We start from the raw sequence: 23,891 nt of genomic DNA, 5'->3' as shown, positions 1-23,891 counted from the left end.
TTAACCCTTCTTCTCGCCGAAGGTGGCTTTGACAATTTCGCTGATACCGCCGACTGCACCGATCACCTGGCTGGCTTCCAGCGGCATCAGGATGACTTTGCTGTTATTGGCGCTGGCCAGTTGGCCGAGGGCTTCGATGTATTTCTGCGCGACGAAGTAGTTAACCGCCTGCACGTTGCCCTGGGCGATGGCTTCGGAAACCATGCGCGTGGCTTCAGCTTCTGCCTGGGCGGCACGTTCGCGCGCTTCGGCTTCGAGGAAGGCAGCCTGGCGCTGGCCTTCGGCCTTGAGGATGTCGCCCTGCTTCTGCCCTTCGGCGGTAAGGATAGCGGCGGCGCGCAGGCCTTCGGCTTCGAGAATCTGTGCGCGCTTGATCCGCTCGGCTTTCATCTGCCCGGACATGGCGGCCATCAGGTCGGCGGGTGGGCTGATGTCCTTGATCTCGATACGGGTGATCTTGATGCCCCAGGGTGCGGTGGCTTCATCAACGGTGCGCAGCAGCTTCTCATTGATTGCGTCGCGTTGGCCGAGCATGGCATCCAGCTCCATGGAGCCGAGCACGGTACGGATATTGGTCATCACCAGGTTGCGGATGGCGTGTTCGAGGTTGTTCACCTCGTAGGCGGCCTGGGCCGAATTGATGATCTGGAAGAAGCAGATGGCGTCGATCTGCACCGTGGCGTTATCGGCGGTGATCACTTCCTGTGGCGGAATATCCAGCACGTTTTCCATTACGTTGAGCTTGCGGCCGACTTTGTCCATTACCGGGACGATGATGTTCAGGCCCGGCTTAAGGGTGTTGGTGTAGCGACCGAAGCGCTCCACCGTCCATTCAAAACCCTGCGGCACGACCTTGAAGCCCATAAAAACGATGGCGACGGCGAGGCCGACAAAGAGAAAGATGACGCTGCCGATTTCCATGTGGTGTAGCTCCTTGGTGGGTTTTAGTCTGCGGATTAGCTGTTCAGCTATCTAAGCACAGTTGGCGTTGGCACTGCTGTCGATGGCGTTGCAGAGTGTGCCGATCAACGGTCATGGCGGCCGATCAGTGCACGTTTGGCGCCAGGGCTTTGACCAGGCGCATGTCGCGCGCGTAGATGTCCGGGTAGTAGCGCAGGGCCCCGTCCTTGCTGGCTTCGACCGTCCAATAGGCAATCAGCAGCGGCGCCGGATGTTGCAGGCGGTATTGCTGGGTTTCGCCGCTGGCGATACGCGTCTGCACGCTGCTCAGCTCATCCGGGGTGAGCAGCCAGGCGAGTAGGGTGTCGACCGCCTCGACCCTTACGCAGCCCGAGCTGAACGCACGCGGGGCTTTGCTGAACAGCTGCTGGCTGGGGGTGTCATGCAGGTAGACCGCGAATGGATTGTCGAAGCGCACAGCGACGCGGCCGAGCGGGTTATGGCTACCGGCCGACTGCCGCAGGCGGATCGCTCCGGGGCTTTCCCAGTCAATGCTCTGCGGGTCGAGCAGATTGCCGTCGCGGTCGAGCACACTCATCTGGTGGCGTTCCAGGTAGCTGATGTCGTCGCGAATAGCCGGCAATTTGTCTTCACGCAGAATGGTCGGCGGCACGGTCCAGGTTGGATTGAGCGTCAGCCGCATAATGCTGGAGGCGAGCAGCGGCGTTTGCCGTTCGGCGCGGCCGACCTGGGTGCGGCTGCGCCAAAGCAGCTGGTTATCGCGCTGCACCTGGATTTCGGCGGCCGCAACATTGATCAGCACTTCGGCCTTGCCCATAGAGTCGGCCAGCCAGCGCAGGCGCTCAAGGTTGGCGCGCAGCTGCTCACGGCGCAGCTGTGGGCTGACATTCAGCTCGGTCAGGCTGGCGGTGCCGAGAATGCCATCCGGGTTGAGGCCGTGGTCGCGTTGGAAATTCTCCAGGGCGCTTTGTGTGGCCAGATCATAGGTGTTGCCCAGTTCTTCTGGTGGTACAGCCAGGTAACCCTGGGCGATCAGGCGTGTGCGCAATGCTGGCAGTCGCGCATCCTTGCCGCCGGGTTTGAGCTGTGCGCCGCTGGCGAGTGTCGTCCACTCCTGCAGCGGCTGCAGGCGTTGTTGCGCATAAGCGCTACGCAGCCGCTGGTATTGCACGGTGGCCGGCCGTGCGCTGGCAAAGGCCAGGGACGGGGTGTGCAGATGCAGCAGGGCCAGTGAGAGGGTCGCCAGTTGCGGGTCCGGGTTGGTTTGCCCTGGCGCCTGCCACAGCGGTTCCATGCGCTGTTGCAGCAAGCGGCCGCGACGCAGGTGCAGCAGGGCCTGCAGGTAGCTGTGGCTGGTCAGCAGTTCCGCGCAGTCGCGCTGCTTGGCGAAGCTTTCCGCGACCAGGCTGGGCAGCAGATAGTCACTGGGCTGCAGGCCGTCATCTTCCAATTGCGCCAGCTGTTCGCGCAATTGCAGCAGTTGTTCGCTGTTCTGCCAGGCCGGCTGGCCGTCGCGTTGCGCATAAAAAGCCTGCAGCAGGTGCTGAGCATTCTCGTCTAGGCTTGTCGGTAATGGGCTGCAGCGCTGCGTCAATTGAGCCAGCAATGGGCGCAGATCGACGCTGGTGGCGAAGGGCGCATCGGTGGCGTTGGCGACCAATGGCAGGGTGAGCAGGGCAGCGCTCAGGTAGAGTGTACGTTTTTTGAACAATCTACTGCTCCAGTCCTTGGCCGAAAAGCGGGTTAGCCGCAACCAGTATAGGCGGGCTAGGGGCGGATCTTGTGACAGGACGTCCGACGGTACTCGAGGTATTTGCGCAATGTTTGGACGTCTTGGCAGGTTCTGCCTGATCGGATTTTGGCTTTCTTGCATGCCCTTGTCGGCGACTGCAACCGAGCAGGATGGCTTGCTCAGGGACCTGGCGCGGATTGCCCCCGGGCTTAATCAGCAGGCGCTGCAGCATGCGCTGGCGGCCATGCAGTGTGCGGTCAATCACGGTGCGGATCCGGCTCGCCGCCTTGCAGTGATCGACTATTCGCGGCCTTCCACCGAGCGGCGCTTGTGGATATTCGATCTGCAGCGCAAGCGTCTGCTATTACGCGATTTCGTCGCCCATGGTCGCAAGTCTGGGGAGAATTTTGCCGAGGCGTTTTCCAATCGTTTGGGCAGCCACCAATCCAGTCTGGGCCTGTTCCGCACGGCGGAAAGCTACCGCGGCAAGCATGGCTATTCCCTGCGTATGGATGGCCTGGAGCCTGGGCTGAACGACCTGGCCCGCGAGCGTGCCATCGTGATTCATGGCGCCGGTTATGTCAGCCCACGCTGGGCAGAGAAACATGGTCGTATCGGCCGCAGCCTGGGTTGCCCGGCGGTGCGTCCGGAAGTGGCGCGGATGGTGGTCGATCAGCTCAAGGGCGGGCAGTTTCTGTTTGCCTGGCATTCCAATCAGCGCTTGCTGCAAGCCTCGGCTTACCTGCAGTGCAAGCCGCAGCGGGTGGCGAGCATCCTCGCCCGTCAGCAGCGTTTGCCGCGCAGCTGAAACTTCATGGCCGCGATTATTTCTGCTCACTCTGCGGGGTGACCCGCAGCACTTCCTCAATGGTGGTGAGGCCGGCGGCGACCTTCTGCGCGCCGGACAGGCGCAGGCTGCGCATACCTTCCTTGAACGCATGCCGGCGCAGCGCGATCAGGTCGGTATCGGCGGTAATCAGCGGCTTCATCGCGTCATTGATCAGCATGATTTCATACACCCCAGCGCGGCCGCGGTAGCCGGTGTCGCGACACTCCAGGCAACCGACGGCGCTACAGGCTTGAGTCGGCAGCGGCGCGCTCCAGGGTTTGGTCAGGCTCTGCCAGCCGTCTTCATCCAGCGTCTGTGGCGCCTTGCAATGCGGGCATAGAGTGCGCACCAGGCGCTGAGCCATCACACCGAGCAAGGTGGCCTTGAGCAGGTAATGCGGTACGCCCAGTTCGAGCAGGCGGGTGATGGCGCTGGGCGCGTCGTTGGTGTGCAGGGTTGAGAGTACCAAGTGCCCGGTGAGCGCTGCCTGGATCGCCATCTCGGCGGTTTCCAGGTCGCGGATTTCACCGACCATGATGATGTCCGGGTCCTGGCGCATCAGCGCGCGCACGCCGCTGGCGAAGGTCAGGTCGATATTGCTCTGCACCTGCATCTGGTTGAAGGCACCTTCGATCATCTCGATCGGGTCTTCGATGGTGCAAACGTTAACCTCAGGCGTGGCCAGTTGTTTGAGCGTGGTGTAGAGCGTGGTGGTTTTGCCGGAGCCGGTGGGGCCGGTTACCAGGATGATGCCGTTGGGCTGGCTGGTCATGCTCTGCCAGCGCTTTAAGTCATCGGCGGAGAAACCCAGTTGATCGAAGCTTTTCAGCAGCACTTCTGGGTCGAAAATCCGCATCACCATTTTTTCGCCAAAGGCGGTGGGCAGTGTCGACAGGCGCAGTTCGACTTCACCTCCGTCCGGGGTCTTGGTTTTCACCCGGCCGTCCTGAGGTTTGCGCTTTTCCGCGACGTTCATCCGCCCTAGGCTTTTCAGGCGGCTGACGATGGCCATGGTCACCTGTGGCGGGAATTGGTAGACGGTGTGCAACACGCCGTCGATGCGAAAACGCACGCTGCCCTGTTCACGTCGTGGCTCGATATGGATATCGCTGGCGCGTTGGGTAAAGGCGTACTGGAACAGCCAGTCGACGATATTGACGATATGCGCGTCGTTGGCGTCGGGCTCCTGATCCTGGGCGCCGAGATTCAGCAGTTGCTCGAAGTTACCGGCCCCGCTGATCTTCATGTCGCCCGCGGAAGCACCAGTGACCGATTTGGCCAGGCGGTAGAATTCTACGGTAAAGCGTTGGATATCCGTTGGGCTGGCCACCACTCGCTTGATCGGGCGCTTGAGCACATGGATCAGATTGGCTTCCCAGCTGTGCACCAGGGGCTGGCTGCTGGCGATGGTCACGCTGTCGTTGTCCACCGCCACAGCAAGAATCTTGTGGCGCTGGGCGAAGGCATAGGACATCAGCGGGGTGATGGCCGCGACATTGATCTTCAGTGGGTCGATGCGCAGAAATGGCTGGCCGCATTGCTCCGCCAGCCAGGCAGTCAGGTCTTCCAGCTCAAGTTTCTTGCCGGGTCTTTTCAGGTCATCGAGTTGCTGAGCGGCGAGAAACTCCAGCGGGTGCTGTTGGTTGTTCACCGCGCTGCGGCGGATTGCCAGGCATTGTTCGGCATTGTCCTGATTGGTCCGGCCCTGGGCGACCAGCTCACGCAGCAGATCGGCGAGCTCTAGCTGGCGGTCATGGGCGGACGAGACGAATGCGGACATAAAACTCCCTGACTATCCTGATAACTAAGCAATGCCGGCAGCATGACGCCAAGGGGGCGAGCTGTCTGCCGACTTGATCCATTTTTGCACAGCCGCCAGCCCTTACCGTTACGGATGTCAGGCGTGCTTAAGGGTTTTCACACCTTCTGCGGTGCCAAGTAGCAGCAGGTCAGCCGGTCGTGCGGCGAACAGGCCGTTGGTGACCACGCCGACGATGGCGTTGATCTGGGTTTCCAGCTCCACGGGGTTGGTGATCGACAGGTTGAACACATCGAGGATGATATTGCCGTTGTCGGTCACCACGCCTTCGCGGTACACCGGGTCGCCGCCGAGTTTGACCAGTTGGCGGGCGACATGGCTACGTGCCATCGGGATCACTTCCACTGGCAGTGGGAAGGCGCCGAGAACTGGCACCAGCTTGCTGGCGTCGGCGATGCAAATAAAGGTCTGCGCCACGGCCGCAACGATCTTCTCGCGAGTCAGAGCCGCGCCACCGCCCTTGATCAGGTTGAGGTGCTCGTCGCTTTCATCGGCGCCATCCACATAGAACTCCAGGTCGCTGACGGTGTTCAGCTCATACACCGGAATACCATGGCCCTTGAGGCGTGCGGCGGTGGCTTCGGAACTGGCCACAGCGCCGTCGAATTCCATCTTGTGCTTGGCCAGGGCATCGATAAAACAGTTGGCAGTGGAGCCGGTGCCGACACCGATCACACTCTTGGCGTCGAGTTTGGGGAGAATAAAGTCGACGGCAGCCTGGGCGACGGCTTGCTTGAGTTGATCCTGATTCATCTTTAGGCCTGGAGTGGGAGTGATTGAAAGGCGCGAATTATAGCCTGACTGAGGCGCCAGGGGGCCGCTGGCCGGGAAAACCCTGTGGCTTGTATGGTCGTTCGGCGCGGCGCTGGGGTAGACTCGCTGACTCTCTGAAAAGCCGCCTGCGATCCCGCCATGCTCGAACAGTACGTCAAGAAAATCCTCACCTCGCGCGTCTATGACGTGGCGGTGGAAACCCCGCTGCAAGCCGCTAACCAGCTTTCCGAGCGCCTGGGCAACCAGATTCTGCTCAAGCGTGAAGACCTGCAGCCGGTGTACTCGTTCAAGATTCGCGGTGCCTATAACAAACTGGCGCAGCTTTCGACTGAGGAGCTGGCGCGCGGTGTGGTGACCGCCTCGGCCGGCAATCATGCGCAGGGCCTGGCGCTGGCGGCCAAGGTGCTGGGGGTCAAGGCGACCATCGTGATGCCCAAGACCACCCCGGAAATCAAGGTGCAGGGTGTGCGCTCGCGCGGCGGCAAGGTGGTGCTGCACGGCGACAGCTTCCCGGAAGCATTGGCTTACTCGCTGAAGCTGGTCGATGAGAAGGGCTACATCTATATCCATCCCTATGATGACCCGCACACCATTGCCGGGCAGGGCACCATTGCGATGGAAATCCTCCGGCAGCAACCGGGGGCGATCGACGCGATCTTCGTGCCGGTGGGCGGCGGCGGGCTGATTGCGGGTATCGCCGCCTATGTCAAATACCTGCGTCCAGAGATCAAGGTCATCGGTGTTGAGCCGGACGATTCCAATTGTCTGCAGGCCGCGATGGCCGCCGGTGAACGTGTTGTGCTGTCGCAGGTTGGGCTGTTTGCCGATGGCGTGGCCGTGGCGCAGATCGGTCAGCACACCTTTGATGTGTGCAAGGACCATGTTGATGAGGTGATCACCGTCAGCACCGACGAAATCTGTGCGGCGATCAAGGACATTTACGACGATACCCGTTCGATCACCGAACCGGCCGGTGCGCTGAGCGTGGCCGGGATCAAAAAGTATGTGGAGCGTGAAGGCTGCAGTGGGCGGGTGCTGGTGGGTATCGACTCGGGGGCCAACGTCAACTTCGACCGTCTGCGCCACGTTGCTGAACGCGCCGAACTGGGCGAGAAGCGTGAAGCGATCATCGCCGTGACCATCCCCGAGCAACCGGGTAGCTTCAAGGCGTTCTGCGAAGCCATCGGCAAGCGGCAGATCACCGAGTTCAACTACCGCTATCACGAAGATAAGGAGGCGCACATCTTTGTCGGCGTGCAAACCCACCCGGAAAGTGACCCGCGTGCCGCGCTGGTTCAGGGGCTGCGCGGCCAGGGCTTCCCGGTATTGGACCTGACTGACAACGAACTGGCCAAGTTGCATATCCGCCATATGGTCGGCGGTCATGCGGCAGCGGTGCCGGATGAGTGCGTTTACCGCTTCGAGTTTCCTGAGCGTCCGGGTGCATTGTTCAATTTCTTACAGAAATTAGGTGGGCGCTGGAACATCTCGATGTTCCACTACCGCAATCACGGCGCGGCCGATGGTCGAGTGGTCGCGGGCCTGCAGGTGCCGCAGGCCGAGCGCCATTTGGTGCCAGCGGCGCTGGAAGCCATCGGCTATCCCTACTGGGATGAGAGCGATAACCCGGCGTACAAACTCTTTCTTGGATAAGCCGGAAACCCGGTAGGACTGAAACAATGGAACATTACCCATTGCTGAAAATGCTGCACATGCTGCCCGGCATCCTCTTGCTGGTTGGGGTGCTGGTGCATCTGTTTATGTTATGGAAGGCCTCGCGTGGCGGTGATGCCGCCATCTTGCAGCGCAAGCTTAAGCGCACCCGCTTGATCAGCATGCCGGTGCTCGGCCTGCTGGCCCTGAGCCTGCCGGTAACCGGCTGGTTGCTGGTTGACCTGATCGGTTTGCCGCTGAGCCAAACCTGGCTGCTGCTTAGCAGCGTGCTGTTTGGTGTGTTGATGGTTGCCGGGTTGCTGCTGGCGGGCCGCCTGAGCACCTGGCAAGCCCTTAATGGCGCGCCAGCACCCAAGCGCCTGCTGGGGTTCTGCGCGGCCTATGCCGGGCTGATCGTGTTGTTGTTGCTGGTGATCATGGGGTTGATGGGCGCCAAGCCAGCTTGATCTATACCGCAATAAAAAACGCCGCCTGATCAGGCGGCGTTTTTATTTGCAGCCAGTTTAGCGCAGCGAGATCACCGGCCAGCCGCGCTTTTCTGCTTCGGCGCGCAGGTTTGGATCGGGGTCGACGGCGAAGGGGTGAGTGACTTGCTCCAGCAGGGGCAGGTCGTTCATTGAGTCACTGTAGAAGTAACTGTCGTTGAGGTTAAGGCCGCTTTCCGCCAACCAGCGGTTAAGGCGGGTGACCTTGCCTTCCTTGAAGCACGGCACGTCGGTGGTACGTCCGGTGTAGCGGCCGTCGGCCATTTCACATTCGGTGGCCAGCAGGGTGTCGACCCCAAGGCGCTCAGCAATCGGCGCGGTGACGAAGCGGTTGGTGGCGGTGATGATCAGCAGCTTGTCGCCGGCTTCGCGGTGCTCGGCGAGCAGCGCTTCACCTTTGGCAAGGATGATCGGCTCGACGCAATCGCGCATAAACTCGCGGTGCCACTGCTCCAGCTGCGCCATTTCTGTGCGGCCGAGGATTTCCAGGCTGAAGTTCAGGTAGTCGGTGATGTTCAGACGGCCCGCCAGGTAGTCCTGATAGAAGTCATCGTTACGCGCCTTATAGGCAATCCCGTCGAGGATGCCGCGCTCACACAGGTAGTCCCCCCAGGCGTGATCGCTGTCGCCGCCGAGCAGGGTGTTGTCGAGATCGAATAAAGCCAAACGCACGGGAGCACCTTTGATTGCCAGCTACGAAAGGCGGCCAGAATAACGGCTTTTATAGGTCATTCCTATTACGCGCCCCGCTCGCGTTGCTGCTGCCGCGGCCTTTGTGGAACAATGCCCGCATGTCTTAAATTCAGGCGTTTACGAGGTTGTGTGCCGTGATCGATTCCGATGGTTTTCGCCCGAATGTCGGCATCATTCTGACCAATGATGTCGGCCAGGTGCTGTGGGCGCGTCGGATAAACCAGGACGCTTGGCAGTTCCCGCAGGGCGGGATCAATGACCATGAGTCGCCGGAAGAAGCGCTGTACCGCGAATTGAACGAAGAAGTTGGCCTTGAACAGCAGGATGTGAAAATTCTCGCCTGCACCCGGGGCTGGTTGCGTTATCGTCTGCCTCAGCGCCTGGTGCGCACGCACAGCCAGCCGCTGTGCATCGGGCAGAAACAGAAGTGGTTCCTCCTGCGTTTGACTGGCGCAGAGGATCGGGTGCGCATGGACCTGACCGGTAAGCCGGAGTTCGACGGCTGGCGCTGGGTCAGTTACTGGTACCCGCTGGGCCAGGTGGTGACATTCAAGCGCGAGGTTTACCGTCGCGCCCTCAAGGAACTCGCTCCGCGCCTCTTGGCGCGGGACTGACACAGGCTAGAGCCAAGTATGCTCAATACGCTGCGCAAGATTGTCCAGGAAGTAAATGCCGCCAAGGACCTCAAGGCGGCGCTGGGCATTATCGTGCAGCGAGTGCGCGAGGCTATGGGCAGCCAGGTCTGCTCGGTCTACCTGCTCGACCCGGAAAGCAATCGCTTTGTGCTGATGGCCACCGAGGGCTTGAACAAGAAAGCCATCGGCAAGGTCAGCATGGCCCCCAACGAAGGCTTGGTTGGCCTGGTCGGCACCCGCGAAGAGCCGCTCAACCTCGAACACGCGTCCGAACACCCACGCTACCGCTACTTTGCCGAAACCGGCGAGGAGCGTTATGCCTCCTTTCTCGGTGCGCCGATCATTCACCACCGCAAGGTGATGGGCGTATTGGTTATCCAGCAGAAAGAACAGCGCCAGTTCGACGAAGGCGAAGAAGCCTTCCTGGTGACCATGAGCGCCCAGCTCGCCGGGGTTATCGCCCACGCCGAGGCTACCGGTTCGATCCGCGGCCTGGGGCGGCAGGGCAAGGGCATTCAGGAAGCCAAGTTCATCGGCGTACCCGGCTCGCCTGGCGCAGCCGTGGGCACCGCAGTGGTGGTCCTGCCGCCGGCTGATCTGGAAGTGGTGCCGGATAAGACCGTCGACGACATCGCCGCCGAGCTGGCCCTGTTCAATGATGCTCTGGAAGGCGTACGCAGCGACATGCGCGCGTTGTCGGCGAGAATGGCCACGCAGCTGCGCCCGGAAGAGCGCGCGCTGTTCGACGTCTACCTGATGATGCTGGAAGACGCCGCCCTGGGTAACGAGGTGGTCAAGGTCATTCGCACCGGCCAGTGGGCCCAGGGCGCACTGCGTCAGGTGATTGGCGAGCACATCAATCGTTTTGAACTGATGGACGACGCCTACCTGCGTGAGCGCGCCAGCGATGTCAAAGACCTCGGTCGACGCCTGCTCGCCTACCTGCAGCAGGCCCGTCAGCAGACCTTGGTGTACCCGGACAACTGCATTCTGGTCAGCGAAGAGCTGTCGCCGGCGATGCTTGGCGAAGTGCCGGAAGGCAAGCTGGTTGGCCTGGTTTCGGTGCAGGGCTCGGGTAACTCGCATGTGGCCATCTTTGCGCGGGCCATGGGTATTCCCACGGTCATGGGCGTGGTTGACCTGCCGTATTCGAAGATCGACGGCATTCAGCTGATCGTCGACGGCTACCACGGCGAGGTGTTCACCAACCCCAGCGAAGTGTTGCGCAAGCAATACGCCGAAGTAGTCGAGGAAGAACGCCAGTTGGCGCAGGGTCTTGATGCACTGCGCGCCTTGCCGTGCGAAACCCTCGACGGCCACCGTATGCCGCTGTGGGTCAACACCGGCCTGCTTGCTGATGTAAAGCGCGCCCAGGAGCGCGGTGCCGAAGGCGTTGGTCTGTACCGCACTGAAGTGCCGTTTATGATCAAGGAGCGCTTCCCCAGCGAGAAAGAGCAGCTGGCGATCTATCGCGAGCAGCTGGCCGCCTTCCACCCACTGCCGGTGACCATGCGCAGCCTGGATATCGGCGGTGACAAGGCGCTGAGCTATTTCCCGATCAAGGAAGACAACCCCTTCCTCGGCTGGCGCGGTATCCGCGTCACCCTCGACCACCCGGAAATCTTCCTGGTGCAGACCCGCGCCATGCTTAAGGCCAGCGAAGGGTTGAATAACCTGCGCATTCTGCTGCCGATGATTTCCGGGATTCAGGAGCTGGAAGAGGCGCTGCACCTGATTCACCGTGCCTGGGGCGAAGTGCGCGATGAAGGCACCGACGTGCCACTGCCGCCGGTCGGGGTGATGATTGAGATTCCCGCAGCGGTCTATCAGGTGCGCGAACTGGCACGCCAAGTCGACTTCCTCTCGGTCGGCTCGAATGACCTGACCCAATACCTGTTAGCCGTAGACCGCAACAACCCGCGCGTCGCCGACCTCTATGACTTCCTTCACCCGGCGGTGCTGCAGGCGCTGCGCCTGGTAGTGGCCGGCGCCCATGCCGAAGGCAAACCGGTGAGTATCTGTGGCGAAATGGCCGGTGATCCGGCGTGCGCCGTGTTACTGATGGCGATGGGCTTCGACGGCTTGTCGATGAACGCCACCAACCTGCCCAAGGTGAAATGGCTGCTGCGGCAGATCAGTCTGGGCAAAGCCCAGGAGCTGCTGGGTCAAGTGATGAACATCGACAACCCACAGGTGATTCACAGCACCCTGCAGCTGGCCCTGCGCAACCTCGGCCTGGGTCGGATGATCAATCCGGCGTCAGATATTCAGGCGTGAGTGCTCGCGGCTCATGCTGACGCTTGCCGCAACCCCCCTGCAATTGCGCCAACTGGCCACGCTGCGGCTGTCGGCAGCCAGCGCATTGGTCTGTCAGGGGCATAGTTTCTGGGTGTTGGCCGACGATGCGCTGGTGCTGCAGCGCTACAGTCTGAGCGGCGACTGGCAGGTCGAGCTGACTCTGCTCCCCGGCGAATTACCCAGCGATGCCAAGCTGCGCAAGCGCCTAAAGCCCGACTTCGAAGCCTTGATGTCATTGCCCGCTGACAGCCTGTTGGCGTTAGGTTCCGGTTCCACCGAACGCCGCTGTCGCGGTTGTCTGATTGAGGCCGGGAATGTGCGCGTGATCGACCTTAATCCCTTGTACCGGGCGCTCGCTGAGCACTTTCAGGACCTGAATATCGAAGGCTGCGTGGTCTATCACGAGCGAGTGCTGCTGGCGCAGCGCGGCAATGGTCGTAGCCGAGAAAACGCCCTGGTGCTGCTCGATTTACCGCAGGTGCTGCGCGATCTAGAAGACGGGCAGTTGAGTGCAGCCACTTTGCAACGCATTGTGCCGCTGCAATTACCGGAGCTGGACGGTGTGCAATTGAGCCTCACCGATCTCAGCGTGGCGCCCAGTGGCTCGCTGTATTTCACGGCATCGGCGGAAGCTACTGATTCCAGCTACCTGGACGGTGCCTGCGTTGGCAGCGTACTTGGGCGGCTGGACGCGCAACTGAATATCGTCGCGCTGAGCCGTTTGGCGCCAGTGGTGAAGATCGAAGGGCTGACCTTTCAGGCCGATGGTCGACCCCTGCTGGTGGCGGATGCCGACGACCCGGCGATTGCCGCGCCGCTGTTTACCTTGGATGAACTCAGCGAACCTGTGCGCAGCGACTGAGCGGCCTCAACAGGGAACGAGCACCTCACCCAGATAACTGCCATGGCTGCCGAACGTGCGTTCGGTGAGCGTGCGGCTGCCGTCGGCATTCACAATCAAGGCGGTGCTGGCGCGCGTGCCGTAGCTGGCGCTGGCAATAAACACGCTGGAAAGCAGGCGTTCGCCGGTTAGGCCGATACCGGTTTGCGGCAGCTCCGCGTCCGCCGCACCGGTGGGGTCGGCCAACAGTTTGAGCAATATCTGTGGGTTGGCTTCATGCAGGCCATCGCTCAGGGCCTGCTTGGCCCGCTGCAGCTTGGGCCAGGGCGTATTCAGGTCGGCATTCGACAGGCCGTGTATGCCTTCCGCCAAAGGCGTTGCGTTCCCGGTATGGGAGTTGAAGTGCCAGAGTTGCTGAGGGTCACCCAGCAGCAGGTTAAAGCCGCTGTAGTGGTGCCGCTGCTCGTGCAGGTCTTGTAGAAATTTTTCGATGCTGCGGTCGCCACTGAGAAAGGCCGCCGGTAGCTCGCCACGAGAGCGGCTGCCTAATGCCTGGCCGGGGGCGCGAATATTGGTCAGTGCGGCAAAGCGTCCGCCCGGACCGACACCCAGCCAGGTACCTCCGGCTTGCAGATCGCGCCCGGCAATCAGTCCCGGTCTGTCGGGCCATTCGGCCAGGGGTTGGCTCGGGCGGGCATAGAACTCATCGCGGTTGGCAGCCACCAGCAGCGGTTGCGCATGACCCGGTCGCCAGGCCAGGACGATCAGGCACATGATCAGCTCCCTAATTTCGCCAGCACGCCGGCATTGTCCAGCTCCTGGCCCAGGTGCAGGCGCACCTTGCGCGCGCCGCAGCCGAGGCCAAGCTCCAGCAGAATGCGTTCTTCAACCTGAGACAAACCGCCCTCCAGGCGTTCCAGCGGTTGAATCAGCAGTTGTGGTGGTCGGCTCAGGCGCAGGAAGCGATGGGGCAGCAGGGCCGTGATCCCGCCCAGCAGCAGGTGTTGTGCTGCCGCAAAATCTGCCACCAATAGGCGTGGGTTGCTGAACGCAGGGTCCGCTTGCAAGTGCAGTACGCGGCCACTCTGCAGATGCGTCAGGTGCATCTGGTTACAGCTCAGCTTCAGGTACAGGGTCGGGCGCATGCTGGTCTATTCCACAGGCGATGCAGGCACTTTACGCAAAGCCAGGACGGACATCCATCGCCCAAAGTAGAGTCCGGCCCTGTGCATCCGTTACCATGCCGGATTGTTTGCGGGGGTGCTGATGGAACTGCTGCTGTATTTGGTCCTGGGGGCTGCCGCCGGAACGCTTGCCGGGTTATTCGGGGTGGGCGGCGGCATTATCATCGTGCCGGTGCTGGTGTTGAGTTTTGCTGCGCAGGGCTTTGATCCGATGATTCTGACCCACCTGGCGGTCGGTACGTCGCTGGCGACGATCATCTTCACCTCGATCAACTCGGTGCTAGAACATCAGCGCAAAGGCGCGGTGCTGTGGCCGGTATTTGCCTGGATGACCCTGGGCATTCTGCTCGGTGCCGGGTTGGGCGCAATGACTGCAGCAGCGATTCAGGGGCCGCTGCTGCAGAAGATCATCGGCGTGTTCGCGATCATTATTGCCGTGCAAATGGCCCTGGAACTGAAACCCAAAGCCAGCCGCACTGTCCCAGGCAAGCCGGCGCTGACCCTGGCCGGTGGCGTGATTGGCTGGGCCTCGGCGATTTTCGGGATTGGCGGCGGTTCGCTGACTGTGCCGTTCCTGACCTGGCGCAGCGTTGCGATGCAGCAGGCGGTGGCCACGTCTTCGGCTTGCGGTTTGCCGATTGCGATAGCCAGCGCCCTGAGTTTTATCTGGCTGGGCTGGGATAAACCCGCGCTGCCAGAGTGGAGCATTGGCTTTGTCTACCTGCCGGCGTTGGTCGGTATTGCGATCCCCAGCATGTACTTTGCTCGTGTCGGCGCACGCTTGGCGCACAAGTTGTCGCCGCGCCTGCTCAAGCGTCTGTTTGCCCTGCTGTTGTTTAGCGTGGGTCTGAGTTTCCTCGTTTAAGGAGTTTTTGATGCTGCCTTACCCGCAGATCGACCCAGTTGCGCTGGCCCTTGGCCCGCTGAAAATCCATTGGTACGGCCTGATGTACCTGATCGGCATCGGCGGCGCCTGGTGGCTGGCCTCGCGCCGGGTCAACGCCTTCGCGCCGACCTGGAACAAGGAGAAGCTCTCCGATCTGGTGTTCTGGGTCGCCATGGGCGTTATCCTCGGTGGCCGCCTGGGGTACGTGCTGTTCTACGATTTGGCCGCCTATATCGCCGAACCGGTGCGCATGCTGCGCATCTGGGAAGGCGGCATGTCGTTTCACGGCGGGTTGATCGGCGTAATGCTGGCCACCTGGTGGTTCGGCAAGCGCAACAACAAGAGCTTCTTTGAGCTGATGGACTTTATTGCCCCGCTGGTGCCGATTGGCCTGGGCGCCGGGCGTATCGGCAATTTCATCAACGCCGAACTGTGGGGCAAGGCGACCGACGTGCCATGGGCAATGATCTTCCCCACCGACCCGCAGCAACTGGCGCGCCACCCCTCGCAGCTGTACCAGTTTGCCTTGGAGGGCGTGGCGCTGTTCGCCATTCTCTGGTTCTACTCGCGTAAACCGCGGCCGACCATGGCCGTGTCCGGCATGTTCGCGGTGTGCTACGGGATCTTCCGCTTTATCGTCGAATTCGTCCGCGTGCCAGATGCCCAGCTCGGTTACCTGGCAGGCGGCTGGTTGACCATGGGCCAGGTGCTCTGCGTGCCGATGGTGCTCGGCGGCCTGGGGCTGATTGCCTATGCCTACAAACGCCAGGCGGCGCAGGAGGCCGTGCAATGAAACAGTACCTCGACCTGATGCGCCTGGTGCGCGACACCGGCACCTTCAAAAGTGACCGTACTGGCACCGGCACCTACAGCATTTTTGCCCATCAGATGCGCTTCAACCTGGCCGACGGCTTCCCGCTGGTGACCACCAAGAAGTGCCACCTGAAATCCATCATTCACGAGCTGCTGTGGTTCCTCCAGGGCGACACCAACATCAAGTACCTGAAGGACAACGGCGTGCGCATCTGGGACGAGTGGGCCGACGAGAACGGCGACCTCGGCCCGGTCTATGGCTACCAGTGGCGCAGCTGGCCGGCGCCGAACGGCGAGTCGATCGACCAGATCAGCAAGCTGATCGAGATGATCAAGAAGAACCCGGACTCGCGCCGGCTGATCGTCTCCGCCTGGAACCCGGCGCTGGTCGAGCAGATGGCCCTGCCGCCGTGCCACGCGTTGTTCCAGTTCTATGTGGCCGACGGCAAACTCAGCTGCCAGCTGTACCAGCGCTCCGCGGATATCTTCCTCGGCGTGCCATTCAACATCGCCAGCTACGCGCTGCTGACCCTGATGGTCGCGCAGGTCTGCGGTCTGCAGCCCGGTGACTTCATCTGGACTGGCGGCGACTGCCACCTGTACGCCAACCATATCGAGCAGACCGACCTGCAGCTGAGCCGTGAGCCGCTGCCGCTGCCGGTGATGAAGCTCAATCCCGAGGTGAAGGACCTGCTGGCGTTCAAGTTTGAGGACTTCGAGCTGGTCGGCTACCAGGCGCATCCGCATATTCCGGCGCCTGTCGCTGTCTGATCGTTAATCGCGGCCATGGCCGCGATGTCTCAGAGCTAGAGCAACTCTGCCGCCAACTGCTGCACCTGCTCTTGCCTCTCGCCGTCTTCCAGCGTCGCGCCGGGGTTGAGCGATGACCATTCGGGATGGGCGCGGGCTTTGTGCAGGGCCTCCGGCAGCTTGCCTTCGCGCCAGCTGGTGTCCTGCGGCGTACTCAGGTTGATGGCCTCGACCGCGGCATGGCCGCGGGCCTCCAGCGCTTGCAGTAGCAGCTGCTGACGCAGGGCAAGCAGGCGCAGCACGGCGTCGTCCACGGTCAGCTCGCGTTGGCCCTTGAGTTTTCCTTTCAGCCGCGCGCCATAGCCGCGCAGGGTCTGCGCGCTGCCGCCGAGCACGGCGCCGATCAGCGCCGCCGCGCCGAGGGTAATGCCGCCGACCAACAGATCGACGCCCACCCCGGTGGCCGCGCCCGCCGCCATGCCTCCGCCGATATTGATGCCGAGTTGCTTGAGGGTTTCTGGGTTGAACAGATCGTCGCCCCAGCGTCCGTCGAGCAAGGGCAGGTCGCCGGCCTTGGCGTCATCCTGACGGAAGGCATACAGGCGCAGCAGGGCTTCCACACAGCGTTGTTCGCGCTGGCGAATGGTTTGATGCAGGTCGCGGATTGCACCCTGTTCCAGCACCGCTTGCGCGGCCACGCTACGGCGGCAGGCGGCGCAGTCCAGCAGCAGTTCGGCGATCAGCCGCGCAGCGCTGCTTTTGCGTAATTGGCGCTGTGTCAGGTGATCGTCGATCAACCGTTGCAGTTGCGGGCGAGCCTTTTCCTGCAGCAGCGCCAGGCTGTCGTACAGGCGGCGTTCGCCATCCAGCGGCGGAGCCACGCTGTCGAAACACACCAGCGCATGCAGGCCAAGGCGCGCCAGGGCATCGCGCCAGTTTTGTTCGCGGTGTTGGTTGCTGCTGACGAAGTTCAGCACCGGCAGCAAGGGTTTGCCGCACATGGCCAGTACGGCCAGCTCATCACGGTATTTGGCCAGCACAGGTTCGCGCGCATCGATCACATAGAGTCCGGCATCCGAGGCCAGCAGCTGGCGCAGCACCTTGGCTTCCTGCTCGAAACGCTGGCGCGCCTCGCTGCCGTCGAGAAAGCGCGCCAGCCTTGCCGGACCGTCCAGGCGTTCGCCGGGGCGATCCAGACGTTCGAGATAGTCGAGCAAGGCGATGGCGTCTTCCAGGCCGGGCGTGTCGTACAGCTCCAGCAGCGCCTCGCCGTCTACCGACAGCCGTGCGCCTTCGACGTGGCGGGTGGTGCTGGGGCGATGGGATACCTCACCAAAGCCGACATCGCGGGTCAGGGTGCGCAGCAGCGAGGTCTTGCCGACATTGGTATGGCCGACCACGGCCAGCTTGAGGGCTTTAGTCATGGCCATGCTCCAGCCAGCTGAACGGCGCACTGTCGCTGTAGCTCAGCTGCAATTGCTCCAGTGCGCGGTGCCAGTCGCCCAAACGGGCGCTGTCCAGCGCTTCACCGGGCGGTGGGGGCAGCAGCCAGATCCGCGTAGCGCTGGCCGTACGCGCCAGTTCACCGAGCAGCGCCAGGCTGCCGCGATCCGGCGAGCGGCGCGGGTCGCAGGCAATAAGCAGGCGCGCCGGCGGGAAGCGGTTGAGCTGGTCGAGCAGCTGGTTGCGCTGTTCTCGGCTGTCGATCACGCCGGCATCGCCGATGCCCTTGGGTAGCGAGGGTGGCCAGCTGCGTTGCGGGTCCAGCTCGACGGCTACCAGCAACGCGCCCTGGCTACCTTCGGTAAGGCTGCCGGCCTGCGGTTGATGCAGCTGCGTTGGTGCTGCATCGCACACCCCAAGGCGTTCGCTGCTCGGTTGTAGGCGTTCGCGCAGCAGGCTGTAGCCCGGCAAGCTGAGGTCCAGGCTCAGCGCCGCACAACCGCGGCGCCAGCGCCACAGGCAGAGCAGCAGCAGGCCCAGGCGCGGCAGTAGGCCATAGACCACCAATACGCCGACCAGCCAGCCGGCCCAGCTAAGCCGCGCGCTTTCGTTGGCCAGAGCGCTGTCGCCGCTGGCGCGGATTAACTCAGCATCCGGCAGACTAAAACCCAGTAGCGCCGGCAGGCTGCCGATGGCTTGGGTCATGGCGATAAAGCTGTCGCCGCCAAGCAGGGTGCTTTCCCAGACAAAGCCATAGCGGCGGGTGGCCAGCAGGGCCAGCAGGGTCAGCAGTGCGGTAAGCAGGGTTAGCAGCCACAAACCCTGCACCAGTACGCCCAGGCCCCAGCGGCTGAGGCGTTGGCGTTGCAGCATCAACAGCAGGGCAGGGGCCAGTTGTGCGGCTTGGGCGTCGCGGGCGAGCTTGGCGCTCAGCCATAACCACAGATGGCCGAGGGCGCCCGCGCTGTCGCGGCTTAGCAGCAAGCCCAGCGCCCAGCCCAGCAGCAGAAGCAGGTTCAGCCCGAGCAGGCTGCCCAGGGCCCAGAACACATTGACCGGGCGCAAACCATCGCCCAACGCTGCCACCGCCAAGCCGCTGCCGCTGAGGATAGCCAGCAGCACCAGCAATAACCCAGCCAGGCGTGCGCCGTGTAACCAATGCTGCAGCGCCGATACCTGGCCGTCGCGTTCGGCGAGCAGCCAGGCACGATTCTGGATGCGCTCAGCGAGTGCCCCACCTTTGGCCTGGGCGCGGCGGTTGGCTTCGCTGTCGTCCAGCGGGCCGGCATGCTCCTCACGCAAGCGAATGGTTTCACTGAGCCAGAGGCGCTGCAGTCGGCTGGGCGTGGGGGTGTTGAGTGGGCTCACGCGGTGTTCCATAGCTGAGTGGAAGCCAGAGCATAACCGTAGCGGCCGGTACATGGCACCGCGGTGCATGCGTGTACTACTGTGGCCAGTCCAGCTAGTCTGTCGTCAGCGGGCGGCTGCATGTATCGATCACCAGCCCCTGAATGCATAACAATAAAAGCGAGTGCCATCGTGAAGTTACCGCATCTAGATTGGGTCAATCAGGATTCGCCCTACCTGCGTCAGCATCAGCAGGGATTTCGTGCGCTGAGTTTTGACGATGAACTGGAGCAGGCGTTCAAGCGTTATCACGCCAACGTGTTTCTGCGGCGTATGCGCTGGTCATTGCTGGTGGCGACGCTGCTGGCGCTGCTGTTTGTGCTGCTGGATGCGATCAACCTGCCGGACCCACTGCGCGGCCGGATACTCGCCCTACGCTTGGGAGTCATTCAGCCGATGCTGCTCCTGGCCTGGCTGGCCACCTACCGACCGGGTTTGCGTGATCATTTACAGCTGATTGGCGGCATTGTGGCGTTGCTCTCCGGCCTGGCCGTGGCGGGCATTATTGGCCTGGCCCGTTATCACCACTTTGCGCTGCCCTATGAGGGCATCATTCTGGTCACGGTGTTCTTCTATTTCCTCACCGGGTTGCGCTTCACCACTGCGGTGTTGTGCGGCTGGCTGACTTTCTTCGCCTATCTGGCGGTGGAATTGAGCCTGGGGCTGGCAGGCGAATTGCTGCTGAGCAACGCCCTTTTCCTGGCGCTGGCCAACATCATTGGCTCGGTGGGCTGCTATTCCCTCGAGTACGCCACGCGGCAGAACTTCCTGGCCAATGGGCTGCTGCAGGACCTGGCCGAGAAGGATTTCCTCACCGGACTGCTTAACCGTCGCGCCTTTAGTGAGCGTGCCGAGCGCAGCTGGCGTCAGGCGCAGCGCGATAAGCAGGCCCTGGGCGTGGTGATGATGGATGTGGACTTCTTCAAACGTTACAACGACCACTATGGCCACGCGGCCGGCGACGAGGCGCTGCGCCAGGTAGCACGGGTGATCGGCGAGCATGCCCGGCGGCCGCTGGATTGCGCGGCGCGTTATGGCGGTGAGGAGTTTGTCGGCGTCTGGTATGGCCTGGATGAAGCGCAACTGCTGGCGATTCTGCAGGACATTCGCAGCGCCATCGAAGGTCTAGGCCTGACGCATGCTCATTCGGATGCCGCCGGCGTGGTCACGCTGAGCATCGGCATGGCCTACCTGACCCCGCAGCCGCATCAGAGTCTGGGCGATGCCTTGCGCCTGGCAGATGTCGCGCTCTACCTGGCCAAGGAGCAGGGGCGCAACCGCGTGGTGGGTAAGCGCCAGGATGGTTAAGGGTACTGAGTCTGTTCCGGGGAAGGCTTCAATGATCGCTACGCAGACGGTATTCTCGCGTCTATGAAAAATTCTCTGCCTCTCTGCATGATCGCCGCCCTCGCGGAAAACCGCGTCATTGGCCGCGATAACCAACTGCCCTGGCATTTGCCGGCGGACCTCAAGCACTTCAAGGCGCTGACCTTGGGCAAGCCGATCATCATGGGTCGCAAGACCTGGGACTCGCTCGGTCGCCCCTTGCCGGGTCGGCTTAATCTGGTGGTCAGTCGTCAGCCTGGCTTGCAGCTGGAAGGTGCAGAAGTGTTCGCCAGCCTCGACGCCGCGCTTGAGCGGGCTGAAGCCTGGGCGCGCGAAGAGGATGCCGAGGAGCTGATGCTGATCGGTGGTGCGCAACTCTATGAGCTGGGTCTGGCCCAGGCTGATCGCCTGTACCTGACCCGCGTCGGCATCAGCCCTCAGGGCGATGCCTACTTCCCTGACGTGGATGAGGCTGGCTGGCACCTGTCTTCCGCCATCGAACACCCCGAAGGCCTGGAAACGCCGGGCTATGTGTTTGAAGTGTGGGATCGCAAATAGCCCGTTCGGGCTGAGTTTTTCTGTGCAGCATTGATCTCCGCCAGGGTGGCCGCCGGTCGTGCGTGTCACGCTGCGCATCGTTGTTGTGCCGCGTTAATCCATGCCAGGCGCTGCCTTGCTGGCCGCTACGCTGTCTCTTGTCGTTTGCCCTCTACAGGTTGTTCTCCATGCATGACGCTGATGCCGATCACGCCGAGCCGGATCGTATTGCCGCGCTCTTTATTCGCCACCCGCTCTGGGAGGACGGCTTGGCGCTGCTGCTGGGCACCGCCATGGTGGCGCTGGGCATCACCTTGTACAGCCAGGCCGGGTTGCTCACAGGCGGCACGGTGGGTCTGGCATTTCTGATGAAGTATCTGTTCGGCTGGCCCTTCGGCCTGATGTTCTTTCTGATCAACCTGCCGTTCTACGCCCTGGCCATCTGGCGCATGGGCTGGCCGTTCACCCTGCGCACCTTCTGTGCGGTGGGGATGGTCTCGCTGTTGGCCGAATTAACCCCGCACTGGATCGGTTTCACCCACCTGAACGTGGTGTATGCCGCGCTGTTCGGTGGTTTCGCCATGGGCCTGGGGCTGCTGATGCTGTTCCGTCACCGCGCCAGCCTCGGTGGGGTGAATATCCTCGCGCTGTATCTGCAGGAACGTTTCGGCCTGCGCGCCGGCAAGGTGCAGATGGCCATCGATGTGCTGATCGTGCTGGGCGCGGTAATGGTTGTGCCGCTGGACAAGGTGGCGCTGTCGATACTCGGCGCCCTGGCGCTGAATATGGTGCTGGCGATCAATCACCGCGCCGGGCGCTACATGGGCGTCAGCTGAAAACAAAAAGCCCGGCACTAGGCCGGGCTTGTGTCTGCTGCGTGCTGGCTTACGGTACCAGTTTGTCCAGCAGGGCCTTGTCACGCACTGCGCCCTTGTCGGCGCTGGTGGCGAGCAGGGCATAGGCCTTGAGCGCCGTGGTGACTTTGCGCGGGCGCACTTCCACCGGCTTCCAGCCTTTCTTGTCCTGTTCCACGCGGCGTGCGGCCAGCTCTTCATCGCTGATCAGCAGGTTGATCGAGCGCTCGTGGATGTTGATCAGGATCTTGTCGCCTTCGCGCACCAGGCCGATGGCACCGCCCGCTGCGGCTTCCGGCGAGGCGTGGCCGATGGACAGGCCCGAGGTACCACCGGAGAAGCGGCCATCAGTGAGCAGGGCGCAGGCTTTGCCCAGGCCTTTGGATTTCAGGTACGAGGTTGGGTAGAGCATTTCCTGCATACCCGGGCCGCCTTTCGGGCCTTCGTAGCGGATGATGACGATGTCACCAGCCTGCACTTCGTCGGCGAGTATGCCGCGCACGGCGCTGTCCTGGCTCTCGAAGATTTTCGCGGTGCCTTCGAAGACGTGGATGGACTCATCCACACCCGCGGTTTTCACCACACAGCCGTCGACAGCGATGTTGCCGTAGAGCACGGCCAGGCCGCCTTCTTGCGAGTACGCATGCTCGACGCTGCGGATGCAGCCGTTTTCACGGTCATCATCCACGGTGTCCCAGCGGGTGCTCTGGCTAAACGCGGTCTGGGTCGGGATGCCGGCCGGGCCTGCACGGAAGAAGGTATGCACGGCTTCATCGTCGGTCTGGGTGATGTCCCATTTGGCGATGGCTTCGGCCATGGACTTGCTGTGTACGGTCGGCAGGTCGGTGTGCAGCAGGCCGCCACGGGCCAGCGAACCGAGGATGCTGAAGATGCCGCCGGCGCGGTGCACGTCTTCCATGTGGTACTTCTGGATGTTCGGCGCGACTTTGCACAGCTGCGGTACTTTGCGCGACAGACGGTCGATATCGCGCAGGTCGAAATCGACTTCGCCTTCCTGTGCGGCGGCCAGCAGGTGGAGGATGGTATTGGTTGAACCACCCATGGCGATGTCCAGGGTCATGGCGTTCTCGAACGCCTTGAAGTTGGCGATGTTGCGCGGCAGCACCGAGGCGTCGCCTTCACCGTAGTAGCGTTTGCACAGCTCGACGGCAGTGCGCCCGGCTTGTAGGAACAGCTGCTCGCGGTCGCTGTGGGTGGCCAGGGTCGAACCGTTGCCCGGCAGGGCCAGGCCCAGGGCTTCCATCAGGCAGTTCATCGAGTTGGCGGTAAACATGCCGGAGCAGCTGCCGCAGGTCGGGCAGGCGCTGCGCTCGTATTCAGCGACTTTTTCGTCACTGGCCGTGTCGTCTGCAGCGATCACCATGGCGTCGACCAGGTCCAGACCGTGGCTGGCCAGCTTGGTTTTGCCCGCTTCCATCGGCCCGCCGGAAACGAAAATCACCGGGATATTCAGGCGCAGCGAGGCCAGCAGCATGCCGGGGGTGATCTTGTCGCAGTTACTGATGCAGACGATGGCGTCGGCGCAGTGGGCGTTGACCATGTACTCCACGGAGTCGGCGATGATCTCGCGGCTCGGCAGCGAATAGAGCATGCCGTCGTGACCCATGGCGATGCCGTCATCGACCGCGATGGTGTTGAATTCTTTGGCCACGCCGCCGTGTTTCTCGATCTCGCGGGCTACCAGCTGGCCCATGTCCTTCAGGTGCACGTGGCCGGGCACGAACTGGGTGAAGGAGTTGGCGATGGCGATGATCGGCTTCTTGAAGTCTTCGTCCTTCATCCCGGTGGCACGCCACAGGGCACGGGCGCCGGCCATATTGCGGCCGTGGGTGGAGGTCTTCGAGCGGTAGTCAGGCATGGCGATAAATCCTGCAAAGGCTATTCAGGTCACGCGTGCACAGGCGATAACGCTGTGCGGGCAACGGGCTGTTGATGCGTATGTTGAGCCGGGTTCAGGCCCAAGGCAAAC

The 23,891-nt window shown here is 62.3% G+C and carries 22 protein-coding genes; 12 read left to right on the top strand and 10 right to left on the bottom strand.

Annotation, left to right across the window (positions count from 1 at the left end):
• Positions 1-921 carry an SPFH domain-containing protein gene (locus HBN63_RS04835; protein WP_090250305.1) on the bottom strand — a complete coding sequence of 307 codons (921 nt, stop codon included), beginning with the start codon at positions 919-921 and terminating at the stop codon, positions 1-3.
• A gap of 124 nt (positions 922-1,045) precedes the next feature.
• The gene (locus HBN63_RS04830) at positions 1,046-2,632 is read right to left on the bottom strand and encodes a L,D-transpeptidase family protein (RefSeq protein ID WP_170048604.1); all 1,587 of its coding nucleotides are present in this window, start codon (positions 2,630-2,632) and stop codon (positions 1,046-1,048) included.
• Between the two features lie 160 nt (positions 2,633-2,792).
• On the opposite strand from HBN63_RS04830, the gene HBN63_RS04825 reads away from it, so the two are divergent.
• Positions 2,793-3,461 carry a murein L,D-transpeptidase catalytic domain family protein gene (locus HBN63_RS04825; RefSeq protein WP_262498882.1) on the top strand — a complete coding sequence of 223 codons (669 nt, stop codon included), beginning with the start codon at positions 2,793-2,795 and terminating at the stop codon, positions 3,459-3,461.
• Positions 3,462-3,477: 16 nt separating this feature from the next.
• Here HBN63_RS04825 and HBN63_RS04820 read toward each other — a convergent pair whose 3' ends face one another.
• Positions 3,478-5,262, bottom strand: a complete 1,785-nt coding sequence (locus HBN63_RS04820) for a GspE/PulE family protein (protein WP_170048602.1) — start codon at positions 5,260-5,262, stop codon at positions 3,478-3,480.
• 117 nt (positions 5,263-5,379) lie between these two features.
• Positions 5,380-6,054 (bottom strand): ribose-5-phosphate isomerase RpiA, encoded by a 675-nt coding sequence (gene rpiA / locus HBN63_RS04815; protein WP_170048601.1) that lies wholly within the window; start codon positions 6,052-6,054, stop codon positions 5,380-5,382.
• A 159-nt stretch (positions 6,055-6,213) separates the two neighbouring features.
• Between rpiA and ilvA the strand changes: the two genes are divergently transcribed.
• A complete protein-coding gene (ilvA, locus tag HBN63_RS04810) occupies positions 6,214-7,728 on the top strand; it encodes a threonine ammonia-lyase, biosynthetic (protein WP_170048600.1) in 1,515 nt (504 codons plus the stop codon).
• A gap of 26 nt (positions 7,729-7,754) precedes the next feature.
• Complete coding sequence (locus HBN63_RS04805) at positions 7,755-8,195, top strand: DUF2269 family protein (RefSeq protein ID WP_160085849.1); 441 nt, start codon at positions 7,755-7,757, stop codon at positions 8,193-8,195.
• A 57-nt stretch (positions 8,196-8,252) separates the two neighbouring features.
• Here HBN63_RS04805 and HBN63_RS04800 read toward each other — a convergent pair whose 3' ends face one another.
• On the bottom strand, positions 8,253-8,906 hold the full coding sequence (locus HBN63_RS04800) for an HAD family hydrolase (protein WP_170048599.1): 654 nt from the start codon (positions 8,904-8,906) through the stop codon (positions 8,253-8,255).
• 155 nt (positions 8,907-9,061) lie between these two features.
• Here HBN63_RS04800 and HBN63_RS04795 point away from each other — a divergent pair, with 155 nt between their 5' ends.
• Genes HBN63_RS04795 through HBN63_RS04785 form a run of 3 tightly spaced genes read left to right on the top strand, consistent with a single transcriptional unit; the run spans position 9,062 to position 12,722 of the window.
• Positions 9,062-9,541: an RNA pyrophosphohydrolase gene (locus HBN63_RS04795; protein WP_090251327.1), complete on the top strand. Its 480-nt coding sequence runs from the start codon at positions 9,062-9,064 to the stop codon at positions 9,539-9,541.
• Between the two features lie 18 nt (positions 9,542-9,559).
• Complete coding sequence (ptsP, locus tag HBN63_RS04790) at positions 9,560-11,839, top strand: phosphoenolpyruvate--protein phosphotransferase (RefSeq protein WP_090250284.1); 2,280 nt, start codon at positions 9,560-9,562, stop codon at positions 11,837-11,839.
• A gap of 13 nt (positions 11,840-11,852) precedes the next feature.
• The gene (locus HBN63_RS04785) at positions 11,853-12,722 is read left to right on the top strand and encodes a hypothetical protein (RefSeq protein WP_170048598.1); all 870 of its coding nucleotides are present in this window, start codon (positions 11,853-11,855) and stop codon (positions 12,720-12,722) included.
• A 6-nt stretch (positions 12,723-12,728) separates the two neighbouring features.
• On the opposite strand, the gene HBN63_RS04780 is transcribed toward HBN63_RS04785, so the two are convergent.
• Together HBN63_RS04780 and HBN63_RS04775 are read right to left on the bottom strand one after the other, a co-directional pair.
• A complete protein-coding gene (locus HBN63_RS04780; RefSeq protein WP_160085846.1) occupies positions 12,729-13,475 on the bottom strand; it encodes an NRDE family protein in 747 nt (248 codons plus the stop codon).
• A 2-nt stretch (positions 13,476-13,477) separates the two neighbouring features.
• On the bottom strand, positions 13,478-13,846 hold the full coding sequence (locus HBN63_RS04775; RefSeq protein ID WP_090250277.1) for a hypothetical protein: 369 nt from the start codon (positions 13,844-13,846) through the stop codon (positions 13,478-13,480).
• Between the two features lie 121 nt (positions 13,847-13,967).
• Between HBN63_RS04775 and HBN63_RS04770 the strand changes: the two genes are divergently transcribed.
• The 3 genes from HBN63_RS04770 to HBN63_RS04760 are packed head-to-tail and all read left to right on the top strand — an operon-like array spanning position 13,968 to position 16,355.
• Complete coding sequence (locus HBN63_RS04770) at positions 13,968-14,750, top strand: sulfite exporter TauE/SafE family protein (RefSeq protein ID WP_160085845.1); 783 nt, start codon at positions 13,968-13,970, stop codon at positions 14,748-14,750.
• A gap of 10 nt (positions 14,751-14,760) precedes the next feature.
• Positions 14,761-15,564 (top strand): prolipoprotein diacylglyceryl transferase, encoded by an 804-nt coding sequence (gene lgt / locus HBN63_RS04765; RefSeq protein ID WP_170048597.1) that lies wholly within the window; start codon positions 14,761-14,763, stop codon positions 15,562-15,564.
• Positions 15,561-16,355, top strand: coding sequence for a thymidylate synthase (locus HBN63_RS04760; protein ID WP_170048596.1), 795 nt, complete (start codon positions 15,561-15,563; stop codon positions 16,353-16,355). The genes lgt and HBN63_RS04760 overlap by 4 nt, the downstream gene beginning before the upstream one ends.
• A 35-nt stretch (positions 16,356-16,390) precedes the next feature.
• Here HBN63_RS04760 and HBN63_RS04755 read toward each other — a convergent pair whose 3' ends face one another.
• Positions 16,391-17,758: a GTPase/DUF3482 domain-containing protein gene (locus HBN63_RS04755; RefSeq protein WP_170048595.1), complete on the bottom strand. Its 1,368-nt coding sequence runs from the start codon at positions 17,756-17,758 to the stop codon at positions 16,391-16,393.
• On the bottom strand, positions 17,751-19,157 hold the full coding sequence (locus HBN63_RS04750) for a DUF2868 domain-containing protein (protein WP_170048594.1): 1,407 nt from the start codon (positions 19,155-19,157) through the stop codon (positions 17,751-17,753). Before HBN63_RS04750 ends, HBN63_RS04755 begins: the two co-directional genes overlap by 8 nt.
• 159 nt (positions 19,158-19,316) lie before the next feature.
• On the opposite strand from HBN63_RS04750, the gene HBN63_RS04745 reads away from it, so the two are divergent.
• From HBN63_RS04745 to HBN63_RS04735, 3 genes are all read left to right on the top strand, one after another.
• On the top strand, positions 19,317-20,492 hold the full coding sequence (locus HBN63_RS04745) for a GGDEF domain-containing protein (protein WP_170048593.1): 1,176 nt from the start codon (positions 19,317-19,319) through the stop codon (positions 20,490-20,492).
• A gap of 63 nt (positions 20,493-20,555) precedes the next feature.
• Positions 20,556-21,068: a dihydrofolate reductase gene (locus HBN63_RS04740; RefSeq protein WP_170048592.1), complete on the top strand. Its 513-nt coding sequence runs from the start codon at positions 20,556-20,558 to the stop codon at positions 21,066-21,068.
• A gap of 167 nt (positions 21,069-21,235) precedes the next feature.
• A complete protein-coding gene (locus HBN63_RS04735; protein ID WP_170048591.1) occupies positions 21,236-21,883 on the top strand; it encodes a YitT family protein in 648 nt (215 codons plus the stop codon).
• 49 nt (positions 21,884-21,932) lie between these two features.
• On the opposite strand, the gene ilvD is transcribed toward HBN63_RS04735, so the two are convergent.
• On the bottom strand, positions 21,933-23,780 hold the full coding sequence (ilvD, locus tag HBN63_RS04730; protein WP_170048590.1) for a dihydroxy-acid dehydratase: 1,848 nt from the start codon (positions 23,778-23,780) through the stop codon (positions 21,933-21,935).
• Between the last annotated feature and the right edge of the window lie 111 nt (positions 23,781-23,891).

Source organism: Pseudomonas sp. WS 5011 (assembly GCF_012985775.1).
GTDB classification, from domain to species: Bacteria; Pseudomonadota; Gammaproteobacteria; order Pseudomonadales; family Pseudomonadaceae; genus Aquipseudomonas; species Aquipseudomonas peli.
Note: the sequence above shows the minus strand (reverse complement) of the source record. Positions and strands in the feature narration are given on the sequence as shown.